Raw genomic sequence first — 12,560 nt, forward strand, 5'->3', positions numbered from 1 at the left:
CAAATGAAAAACTATTTACTCATCATATTAATGCTCACAGGTATTACAGCCTGTAGCCTCGATGAATACAATCCTTCGGGCATTACTGCCGATGCGATCTGGTCCAGCCCGGAAGGATTTATCACTGTTGTGAATTCCGCCTATTCAGAACAACGCGCCTGGTATGGAAAAGATAATGGAGAATGGATGGGCGAGATGGGAACTGACCTATGGTTCAACTCACAGCGTGCTAATTATGCCAATGAGCTGATGCGCTATGAGAACTTTATACCCAGCAAAGGTAATCCCAACATTACTACCTGGGGAAATATGTACAAAGCCATCAATATCTGTAATGCAGGAATCAACCGTATTGGCAATGCAGGTTTTACAGACACGGTGATGCGCAATCAGCGGGAAGGGGAATTGCGCTACCTCCGCGCATTCTATTACTACCATGTAGTAGAACAATGGGGTGGTGTAATCCTGTCTACAACCGAAACAAACGATGCGATTGTAACTGCAACCCGTAGCGATGTCAAAGATTTTTATAAACTCATTCTCAGTGACCTGGACTATGCAGCCAGGCACCTGCCTGTAAGTTATGGTGCAGAATACAGCAGGGCTACACAAAAATCTGCGCTGGCTATGCTGGCACGTGCAAACCTTGCCTGCGCGTATTATTATACAGGTGGTGAACAGCAGGAATATTTCAAAAAAGCAAAAGCTGCGGTGGATGAGATCATTGCCCGCAAAGGTGAATTTGGTGTAGCATTGTGGGATAACTACGCGGATGTTTTCAATCCTAAAAATAATAAGCAGAACAAAGAAGCATTGTATACGATCAGTAATTCGCTGACCTATTCATTGGACTATGATCAGAATGCAAACCGGCTGCATATGTGGTTCCTCACAACCTACAGCTCTAAACCCGGTTTGCAGCAGAGTATGGATTATGGAAGAGATGGTACCCGCTACTTTATGCCTACCCGTGCCTTGCTGGATTTCTTTGATGATGAAAAGGATAGTCGTTTTGATGGTTCTTTTCAGACAGTGTGGATTTGTAACAAAGCATATACCTGGACAGAAACAGATGTGAAAAACTATGGCAAAGATCCATCGCTGGTTGGGCGAACAATGGTAGTTGGTGTGGATACCGCAATGTATATCACTAAACATTCAGTATCTGACAAGAGCACCCGTCCTTACCTCGTCATAGATCGTGACAGTGTGTACAATACAAATGGAACCATCAAGGTGGGAAATGATTATGTGCCATTGAAAAAGTTCATGGACCCTGTTACCCGTACCGCCGCCAATGCACAACCCGGTTTCCTGGATGTATTGGTGATCCGGCTGGCAGAAATGTACCTGATCGGAGCAGAAGCTGCTTACCAGTTGGGCGATAACAGTGCCGCCGCTGCCTACATCAATGTATTGAGAACAAGAGCTGCTAAGAAAACACCTGTTGATTATACAGCTGCCATGCAGATCACAGCCAATGATGTGACGCTCGATTTCATTCTTGATGAAAGAGCGAGAGAACTGGCGGGTGAGCACGTTCGCTGGTTTGATCTGAAACGTACGGATAAACTTGTAGACCGTATTCATACCTACAATCCGGATGTAACACAGGTACAGGAGTTCCATCGGCTGCGCCCGGTGCCACAGACACAGATAGATGCATTAACGAATGGAACTGAATTTGGGCAAAACCCCGGCTATTAAATGTAAATGATTATGAGGATACTGATCGCGATTTTATTGTGTACGACAACTGTGATGGCACAGGACAAAGTACATTATTCAGGTAGTACGCTGGTGAATGTTGATTACCACCACGGGCAGTTACAACCTGCTACGGGTGTGCACAACATACAGGTGATGCGGGCCAATCGTAGTAATGGTGGCTGGACTTACAACCATGCCCCCATGCTGGCTTACTGGAATAACCAGTTTTACCTGGAATACCTGAGCGATAGTATCGGCGAAAGCGTACCTCCGGGCCGTACGCTGCTCGTGACATCCAAAGACGGACAGGCCTGGTCAGAACCATTGGTTATATTCCCCCCCTATAAGATCCCGGATGGCACTTCGAAAGAAGGCCATCCCGGGGTTGCTCGTAATCTGTATGCAGTCATGCATCAGCGGATGGGGTTTTATGTATCAAAGAGTAATCACTTGCTGGTATTGGGTTACTATGGCATTTGCCTGGATGCAAAAGATGATCCTAATGATGGCAAAGGAATAGGAAGGGTGGTGAGAGAAATACTGCCTGATGGAAAACATGGACCTATCTATTTTCTACATTATAACAAGGGTTGGAATAGTGGTAACACGTCTTATCCTGCGTATACTACCAGCAAAGACAAGGCATTTATAGCGGCATGCAATGAGCTGATGGCTACGCCACTCATGATGATGCAGTGGAATGAGGAAGCTGATAGAGATGATCCGTTAATCCCTTTACAAAAAAATTATAAAGCATTTTGTTATTACCACCTGCCTAACCATGATGTGGTGGGATTGTGGAAAAATGCGCTTTCTGCTATTAGTAAAGATGAAGGCAAAACATGGTCTGCGGTGGCCCGTGCGCCGGGTTTTGTAAATAGTAATGCGAAGATATGGGGACAACGTACTGCTGATGGCAGATATGTGACAGTATACAATCCTTCTGAATACAGGTGGCCATTGGCCCTATCTGTGAGTGATGATGGGCTTGATTATAAAAAATTATTACTGGTAAATGGAGAAGTACCGCCTATGCGTTATGGAGGTAATTATAAATCTTATGGGCCACAGTATGTACGGGGAATAGAGGAAGGCAATGGTACGCCTGAGGATGGCAAAGTATGGGTGACTTATAGTATGAACAAGGAGGATATATGGGTGGCGGCTATACCGGTACCGGTTACAACAGATGCTTCTGATTCCTCGTGGAATACATACAGTCCTTTATGGGCACCGGTGATTATTGATGGGGAGCATATCACGCTTTCTGATAAAGATCCTTTTGATTATGCAAAAGCAGAAAAGGTGATCACGCCTGCATCGCAATTAGAGGTTTCTTTTACTGTTACCCCAAAGCAAAATAATTATGGTCAGTTGCAAATTGAGTTAGTCGATAAAAAAGGCACAGGGGGTATTCGGCTCATCTTTGATGCAGATAGCACATTGAAAGCAAAGGCTGGTGCACGTTATAAAAACTTTCTAAAGTATGCACCTGATTCCGTATATCATATTCGTCTTACTGTCAATACTATCAATCGTTTTTACACCGTGCATGTAAATGGCAAAGATGTATTGACCAGTTTGAGTTTTGCACCGATAGATGCAGTAGCCAGAATTGTATTCCGTACAGGGGAGCCCCGTCATTTCCCGGATGCAGATACTCCTGCAGATGTAGATACGGATCTGCCGGATGGAAATAGTGTAGAGCCTAATACTGCTATTTATTATATCCAGTCACTTAAAACGAAAGTATTGTAATGCATGCATTGTTGCTGATATTATTGTTTCATCTGCGTTGTGAAACGCTGGAGAATCCTGTTGGGATTGATATTGCACAGCCTAGGATGAGCTGGGAGATACAAGGGAAGGAGCATGCGGTGATGCAGACAGCTTACCAGGTATTGGTAGCTTCTACACCTGAAAAGCTGGCAAAGAATGAAGGTGATCTGTGGAATTCAGGGCGGGTAGTGAGTGATCAATCTATTCAGGTAGTTTATAAGGGAAACAGTTTGCGAAGCCGTCAGGACTGTTATTGGAAAGTGAAAGTCTGGACAAATAAGGGAGAAAGTGAATGGAGTACCCCGGGGCATTGGAGTATGGGGTTGTTGTTGGCAAATGACTGGAAAGGGCAATGGATTGGGGTGGATACTTCATTTGCTTGGGATAGTGCGCATACTAAGTTTTCAAGGCTTTCTGCCCGGTATTACAGAAAGGATTTTACTAGTCAGCAGCATGTTAAGAAGGCGACTTTATATATTGCTGGTCCCGGTCTGTATGAGGGCTTTATAAATGGTGATCGAATTGGTACACAGGTATTAGCACAATCGCCGACTGATTATAGAAAGACGGTGCGATACAATACCTATGATGTGACAAGTCTTGTGCATAAAGGTGATAATGCGATTGGTGTAGCCCTTGGTAATGGCCGTTATTTCACCATGCGCCAAAACTACAAGCCTGCCAAGATTAATACTTTCGGGTATCCCCGCTTATTACTACAATTAGAGTTGGAATATGATAATGGCAAAAAGCAAATCATTGCCAGTGATAAAAGCTGGCAGTTAACAGCAGATGGTCCTATACGTACCAACAACGAATACGACGGAGAAGAATATGATGCAGGAAAGGAAATGCCGGGTTGGAGTAAACCCGGTTTCAAAGCCCGGAACTGGCAAGCAGTGGATATCGTACCTGCACCCGGTGGAAAACTCATGGCTCAGCTCAATGAACCGCAACGTATTACAGGCATTATCAAACCCGTCTCAATAAAGCCCCTGCGCGATAAATGGATCGTAGATATGGGGCAGAACTTTGCAGGTTGGTTACAGGTAAAAGTAAAGGGGGCGCGCGGCCAGCAGGTGATCATGCGCTTTGCAGAAAGTCTGCAAAAGGATGGAAGTCTGTATGTCGCTAATCTCCGTGATGCAAAGGTTACGGATATTTATACCCTCAAAGGTGGCGGTGTTGAAACATGGCATCCGACTTTTGTATACCATGGCTTCCGCTATGTGGAAATCAGTGGTGTACTACCTGAAGATATAGAGGGGCAGGTGATCAATGATGACCTGACTACCATTGGTACATTTGAAACGTCTGATCCAACTCTCAATCAAATATACCAGAATGCTGTATGGGGGATTCGTTCCAACTACAAAGGCATGCCGATCGATTGCCCACAGCGCAATGAAAGGATGCCATGGTTAGGAGACAGGACGACCGGCGCCCTGGGCGAGAGTTTCATTTTTGACAATAGTAAGTTGTATGCGAAATGGCTGGATGATATAGAAGATGCACAAACTGAAGCTGGCGCAATCCCTGACGTAGCACCAGCCTATTGGCGCTATTATTCTGATAATATGACATGGCCGGCTGCTTATATTCTTATTGCAGGTTATCTCTACGATCAGTTTGGTGATATAGCACCCATGCACAAACATTATCCTTCTATGAAACGCTGGCTTACCTACATGCGTGAAAAGTATTTTGTAGATGGCATCATGACGAAGGATAAGTACGGTGACTGGTGTGCGCCTACACCAACCGATGGTAAACTGATCGCTACAGCTATGTATTATCACCTGCTCACGGTCATGGATACCTTTGCAGGTATTTTACACTACCCGACAGATCAGGCTTTATTTGCACAACAGGCGGATCAGGTAAAAAAATCATTCAATCGGCAATTTAGGGATGGCAACAATACAAACAATACCCTGACTGCCAATTTGCTCCCGCTATATTTCAATATGGTGCCAGAAAACGAGCATCAGCAGGTATTCAAAAACATCATCGATACTATCCATCAGCATGGTGATCACCTCTCCACTGGCGTGATCGGTACCCAATTCCTGATGCGGGTGCTCACAGAAAACGGACGCCCTGATCTGGCTTATCTCATTGCTGCAGATAGAGACTATCCCGGCTGGGGGTACATGATTAATCAGGGCGCTACTACCATTTGGGAATTATGGAACGGGGATAAAGCTACCCCAAACATGAACTCCCAGAATCACATCATGCTATTAGGAGATTTAATTGTTTGGTTTTATCAAAGCCTTGCTGGTATAAAAGGTGAAAACGGGTTTAAACACATAATAATGAATCCGCAACCTGTGCCAGGTTTGGAAGAGGTAAACGCCAGTTACAGATCTATGCATGGTCTCATCCGTTCACATTGGAAAAAAACGACTGACGGTTTTGACTGGCAATTTACCATCCCTTCGAATACGACTGCTACAATCTATTTGCCTGCCAATGAACATGCGCAAATAAATGGTTTAGGCAATGATGCAAAATTCATCAAAGCAGCAAATGACCGTATCGTGTATGAAATCGGATCTGGTGATTACACTATCCATGTATCCCAGCCTGATCGCTGGAAGAAAGGCATCGTCATAGATGAAGACATTTTCATTACGGCACCATTCCCTGAATCACACGCAGCTACGATCGCTGAAACCAGTAAGGGGCTTGTCGCGGCATGGTTTGGCGGTACCAAAGAACGAAACCCTGATGTCGGCATCTGGGTAAGCCGTCAGGTTGCCGGTAAATGGACGGCTCCTGTAGAGGTAGCGAATGGTATACAAAACGATACATTGCGCTATGCCTGCTGGAACCCTGTATTATTCCAGATGCCGGGTGGTGACCTATTGTTATTTTACAAAGTAGGACCTAATGTAGGAGGGTGGAAAGGATACATGAAAACCTCTAAAGATGGGGGTATTAGCTGGTCCATCGCCAGACAATTACCTGATGGTTTCCTGGGCCCAGTAAAGAATAAACCCATCTTATTGCCGGATGGAAAACTTTTGTGCCCCAGTAGTACAGAAGGTCATGGATGGAACATTCACTTTGAAGTGACGGCCGATACAGGAAAAACCTGGACGATGATAGGGCCTTTGCAAAAAGACAGTACCATCAATGCTATTCAGCCCAGTATCCTGCAATATAGTAATGGCAAAATGCAGATTCTTTGCCGCAACAAAGGAGGTAATATCGTGCAATCATGGTCACTGGATAGTGGCAAAACATGGTCGCCGCTTTCATTGAACACATTGCCCAATAATAACTCAGGCACAGATGCCGTCACATTGCAGGACGGTCGGCAGCTGATAGTGTATAACCATGTCAGTACTCCAAAAGGTGCTGGCAAAGGAAAGCGTACCCCACTGAATGTGTCTTTGAGTCAGGATGGTATTCACTGGTCTGCAGCTTTAGTGCTGGAAGATTCACCGGTGAGCCAATACTCTTATCCCGCAGTCATCCAATCGTCAGACGGATATATTCACATTGTATACACCTGGCGCCGGCAAAGGATCAGGTATGTGAAGATTGATCCCCGGCAACTGGCACTCACACCCATTAATAACGACATATGGAAAACAACAGGCGCAGGTTTATAGCGCAATCGGCATTACTGGTAGCAGGCGTTTTAGTGCCACGTTCACTCGCGACAGGCGCTTCAATGTCCAGCTCACTTGCTGCAGAAGACTTAGAGGCCTATTCACCCGTTGAGGGAGAGTTTATGTCCGGTTCACTATCCGGCATATGGAAAGAACCACGTTATCGTATTTCTGTATGTGACTGGATGATCCTCAAACGCCAGAAACTGGGTGCCTTTCAGTTGACCAAAGAGATCGGTGCAGATGGGTTGGAGCTCGACATGGGAGGATTGGGTAACCGTTCTGCATTCGACAATAAACTCAGGGATGCGGCTACCCGCCAGCAGTTCCTGGACAAAGCAAAAGAACTGAACATTGCCATTAGCTCTATGGCTATGTCAGGCTTTTATGCACAGTCTTTTGCAGAAAGAACAGAAACTCCTGACCTGGTGCAGGATTGTATTGATACTATGGTGGCGATGAAAGTAAAGATCGCCTTTCTGCCACTTGGTGTAAAAGGTGACCTGGTACAACATCCTGAATTACGCCCACAAATAATACAGCGACTCAAAGCAGCGGGGGTAAAAGCAAAAAAGGCGGGTGTGGTTATTGGCATAGAAACCTCGTTGTCAGCTGCTGAAGAAGTGAAGTTATTAGACGAGATCCATTCTAAGCATATTCAGAGTTATTTCAACTTCTCTAATGCTATAAAGGAGGGGCGTGATTTACAACAGGAACTAATTACGCTGGGCCGACATCGTATCTGCCAGATCCATTGTACCAATACAGATGGCGTATGGTTGGAAAATGATCCAAAGATCAATATGCCGGCAGTGAAGAAAACACTGGACGATATGGGATGGAGGGGCTGGTTGGTAATAGAACGCTCCCGTGATGCAAAAGATCCGAAGAATGTAAAAAAGAACTTTAGCGCAAATGCGGCTTACCTGAAATCAATATTCCATGCGTAGGATATTTATTTGTTGCCTTTTATTACTGAGCACAACTGTGTATGCACAGGAAAATGCCAAACCATGGGTGTTTTGGTACTGGATGTATGCAGCGGTATCTCAACCCGGTATTCATGCGGATCTGGTAGCTATGAAAGAAGCAGGTTTAGGTGGGGCTTATCTTATGCCTATCAATGGCAAAAGTACTTATACACCTGTGGCAGAGCAATTGTCACCTGCATGGTGGGATCTGGTGCATTATGCTTCTCAGCAGGCGGATAGTCTCGGTTTACAATTAGGTATGCACTTCTGTGATGGATTTGCAGTAGGAGGGGGCCCCTGGATTACACCTGCGCTCAGTATGCAAAAAGTAGTGTGGACAACTACTGAGGTAAATGGGAATTTCAATGGCATCTTGCCGCAACCTGTTACGAATGAAGGTTATTATGAAGATATTGCCGTACTGGCTTTTCCTTTTATCAAAGAAGATAAATCGACTCCGGTAGTCACTACAAGTCTGCCCAATGTAAATCCGCAGATCCTTTCCAGCAAAGAGAATAAGGAGAATGTGAAAAGTACTGATCCCTGTTGGATTCAATATACTTATGCAGTGCCATTTACCTGTCGCTCTATTACTATTCGTGGCAATAACTATCAGGCGCAGCGCCTGAAGCTATCTGTAAGTGACGATGGTACACACTTCCATGAAGTATTGCAAATGACGGCGCCGCGCCATGGCTGGCTTGACTCAGATGCGGATCATACCTATTCCATTCCGGTGACGACCAGTCGTTATTTCCGTTTTGATTATAATAAAGCAGGTTCGGAACCCGGTGCGGAAGACCTGGATAATGCGAAGTGGAAACAAAGTCTGAAGATTACAGGGATTCATTTATCTAATCAACCACGCATTGATCAGTATGAAGGAAAAAGTGGGGCTGTCTGGCGTATTAGCAACACAGTTAACAATACAGTTCCTGTTACAATCAATGCAAACAATTCTATTACCAATGCAGGCCATGCTGTAACTAATACTGGTTATGCTGTAACTAATACTGGTCATACTATAACTAATGCAGGCCATGCTGTAACTAATACTGGTTATGCTGTAACTAATACTGGTCATACTATAACTAATGCAGGCCATGCTATTACCAATTCCGATCTGGCTATTCCCCGGGATCAGATCATTGACCTGACAAACAGAATTGATACCCTTGGCCACCTTCAATGGAAAGCTCCCAAAGGTGACTGGACCATTCTACGCATAGGCCACACTTCCACCGGGCATAAAAATGTAACCGGTGGTGCTGGTGCAGGATTGGAATGTGATAAGTTCAACCCCGCTGCTGTGCGCTTCCAATTCGATCATTGGTATGGCGAGGCTCTCAAGCGGGCGAAATTGAGTGTATTACATGTAGATAGTTGGGAATGTGGAAGTCAAAACTGGTCGCCTGTATTCAGCGCCGCCTTCAAAAAGCAACACGGATATGACCTGCTTAAATGGCTCCCTGCAATGGCTGGTATACCTGTGGATAACGCTGCCGCCTCTGAGCAATTCTTATTAGATATTCGTCGTACGATCAATAACTTAATTCAGGTTAACTTCTACGATACTTTAAGTGCATTGGCACATACAAATGGAGTTGCTTTCAGTGCTGAAAGTACGGCTCCTATGATCACAGGGGATGGCATGGAGCATTACCATGCTGTTGATTATCCAATGGGTGAATTTTGGTTGAGAAGTCCTACCCACGATAAGCCTAATGACATGCTGGATGCCATTTCCGGTGCGCATGTATATGATAAACAAATCATTCAGGCAGAAGCATTTACAGAGTTGCGAAATAACTGGGACGAATATCCAGGCATGTTGAAAACAGGCATTGATCGCAACTTTGCATTAGGAATCAATAAATTAGTCTTCCATGTGTTTGCACATAATCCATGGATGGACAAAAAGCCGGGGATGACCCTGAATGGGATAGGTCTCTATTTTCAGCGAGATCAGACATGGTGGCCTTATGTATCAGCGATGGTGAATTATGTGACCCGGTGCCAACAATTATTACAACAGGGGAAGCCCGTTGTGGATATTGGTGTGTATACAGGAGACAACCTGCCTAAAAGAGCTGTTTTGCCAGAGCGCTTAGTGCCAATATTACCCACGCTATTTGGAGACAGCATTGTACAAAGAGAAAAGAGAAGATTGGCGAATGTAGGTGAGCCGACCAGAGAGATGCTTGTGGGTGTGACTGCAAGTGCAAATATCTCAAAGGCGGAAGACTGGATAGATCCTTTGCATGGATATGCTTATGATTCTTACAATAAGTTGAGCGATAGTGCGAGATATCGTATATCCCTCAAACTCACGGATACTTTAAAACATATTGATATTCCCCCTGATTTCATATCAGGAGAACAGGGTATTGCATGGACACATCGTTCTGCTCCTGATAAGGAGATCTATTTTGTTTCTAATCAACAGGAAAAGGAGCGTCACTTGCAATTGTCCTTCCGGATAAAAGGTAAAACTCCTGTATTGTATGATGCTGTTAATGATGCTTATTTGCAACCGGAGGCTTTTAAAACAAATGCAGATAGAACAGAGCTGACATTGTCCCTTCCTCCGAACGGCGCTATGTTTGTTTTATTCACAGACAAACCAATGGATCATGCGCATAAACAAACCAATTATGCACCCTTTCAGACACTGGATAATCCATGGAAGGTGAGCTTTGCCCCCAATGATACTGTGCTATTTGAAAAGCTCACGGATTGGAGCCAGCATGCCTCAGCGAAGATCAAATACTTTTCTGGTACCGCTCATTATATTCAGAATGTGCATTTAGCCAATTCTCCATCTACTATTTTGTTAGATGTTGGTAATATTGCCAATATCGCTGCTGTAAAGGTGAATGATATTGATTGTGGTATCATCTGGACGCCGCCTTACAGAGTGGATATTTCTAAAGCCGTGCATTCAGGTCTGAATAAAATAGACATAGCTGTTACGAACACATGGGCAAATCGTATAATTGGAGACAGAATTCAAACTGTTGCCAGTAGCCGATCCGAAGATAGCATTCAATCCAAAGAAACCTATACTGTTTTTTCAGACAAGCAGGCTGGTGATCATTTACTCCCCGCAGGTTTATTGGGCCCAGTAAGACTCTTCACCGATTATCAGGTAGCTGACACTGTGATGGAACGCGTCTACAACGAAGTCAAAACTCCTTACAAATATGGCCTTGTGATGGTGCCCGCGAATGATACCCTCAAAATGGACTGCCCGGGTATCTTTAGGAAAAACAACCAGTGGTACATGGTCTATATCGTCTTTGACGGTCGGGGTTACGAAACCTGGCTGGCTAAAAGTAAAGACCTTCTTAACTGGCAAACCCTTGGCAAAATGATGTCTTTTTCTGACAGTACTAACTGGGATGCGAATCAGAAAGCGGGTTACATGGCCTTACAGGATTACAAATGGGGTGGTAATTACGAGTGGACTCCTTACAAAGGGAAATATTGGTTATCTTACTTTGGGGGTGTAAGTACAGGTTATGAAGCAGGTTTGTTATCCATTGGTATTGCTTACACCAATAAAGATATTACCAGACCACATGAATGGCAGCGAATTCCACATCCCGTATTGAAAGCTACAGATACAGGTGCTGGATGGTGGGAGAACAATACTATTTACAAAAGTTCTATCATCCGGGATGATAAAAAACTAACGGGTCATTCTTTTGTGATGTATTACAATGCAAAAGGGGATAGCCTGAAACCTAAGCGAGGCAAGGAACGGATCGGTATGGCGGTATCTGATGATATGGAACATTGGGCAAGGTGGGGAAAGGATCCTTTGCTGGATCATTATACAGGTATTACAGGGGATGCGGTGATTCAGCAAATGGATAGTCTCTATGTTATGTTCTACTATGGTGCATTCTGGAAAGACAAGCCAAAAGAAGCCTTTAACCGTTTTGCGTGTTCATATGATCTCGTGCATTGGACTGATTGGAAAGGAGCGGATCTGATTAATTCTTCTGAAGCTTATGATAATCTATTTGCGCACAAATCTTTTGTTGTGAAGTGGAAGGGAGTAGTGTATCATTATTATTGTGCGGTAGATAAGGTGGGGCATAGGGGGATAGCGGTGGCGACTTCAATGGATAAAGGGAAAAGTAAATTGAGTTATTAATTGGAGTTATGCTCGAATGTTAAGCGGAATCGTGACTGAGTTATTAAATGAAGTCGTGCTTAATTGCTAACTGAAATCATGACTTGATTATTAAGTGAAGTTATGTCTAATTGCTAAGTAGAATCAAGGCTGAGTTACTAAATGAAGTCGCGCTTAATTGCTAACAGAAATCGTGACTGAGTTATTAAATGAAGTCGTGCTTAATTGCTAACTGAAATCGTGACTGGATTATTAAGTGAAGTTATGTCTAATTGCTAAGTAGAATCATGACTGAGTTACTAAATGAAGTCGCGCTTAATTGCTAAAAGAAATCGT

5 protein-coding genes are annotated in these 12,560 nt (G+C 44.2%); all 5 read left to right on the forward strand.

Going from position 1 to position 12,560, the window contains the following annotated elements; genetic code table 11:
* Positions 1 to 3: 3 nt before the first annotated feature.
* Genes SIO70_RS10420 through SIO70_RS10440 form a run of 5 tightly spaced genes read left to right on the forward strand, consistent with a single transcriptional unit; the run spans position 4 to position 12,245 of the window.
* Positions 4 to 1,707 (forward strand): RagB/SusD family nutrient uptake outer membrane protein, encoded by a 1,704-nt coding sequence (locus SIO70_RS10420; protein ID WP_320580806.1) that lies wholly within the window; start codon positions 4 to 6, stop codon positions 1,705 to 1,707.
* A gap of 12 nt (positions 1,708 to 1,719) precedes the next feature.
* The gene (locus SIO70_RS10425; RefSeq protein ID WP_320580807.1) at positions 1,720 to 3,468 is read left to right on the forward strand and encodes an exo-alpha-sialidase; all 1,749 of its coding nucleotides are present in this window, start codon (positions 1,720 to 1,722) and stop codon (positions 3,466 to 3,468) included.
* A complete protein-coding gene (locus SIO70_RS10430) occupies positions 3,468 to 7,112 on the forward strand; it encodes a family 78 glycoside hydrolase catalytic domain (RefSeq protein ID WP_320580808.1) in 3,645 nt (1,214 codons plus the stop codon). The genes SIO70_RS10425 and SIO70_RS10430 overlap by 1 nt, the downstream gene beginning before the upstream one ends.
* A complete protein-coding gene (locus tag SIO70_RS10435) occupies positions 7,085 to 8,062 on the forward strand; it encodes a sugar phosphate isomerase/epimerase family protein (protein WP_320580809.1) in 978 nt (325 codons plus the stop codon). Before SIO70_RS10430 ends, SIO70_RS10435 begins: the two co-directional genes overlap by 28 nt.
* A complete protein-coding gene (locus SIO70_RS10440) occupies positions 8,055 to 12,245 on the forward strand; it encodes a glycosyl hydrolase (protein ID WP_320580810.1) in 4,191 nt (1,396 codons plus the stop codon). The genes SIO70_RS10435 and SIO70_RS10440 overlap by 8 nt, the downstream gene beginning before the upstream one ends.
* Positions 12,246 to 12,560 lie beyond the last annotated feature (315 nt).

The organism is Chitinophaga sancti (genome assembly GCF_034087045.1).
GTDB lineage: Bacteria > Bacteroidota > Bacteroidia > Chitinophagales > Chitinophagaceae > Chitinophaga > Chitinophaga sancti_B.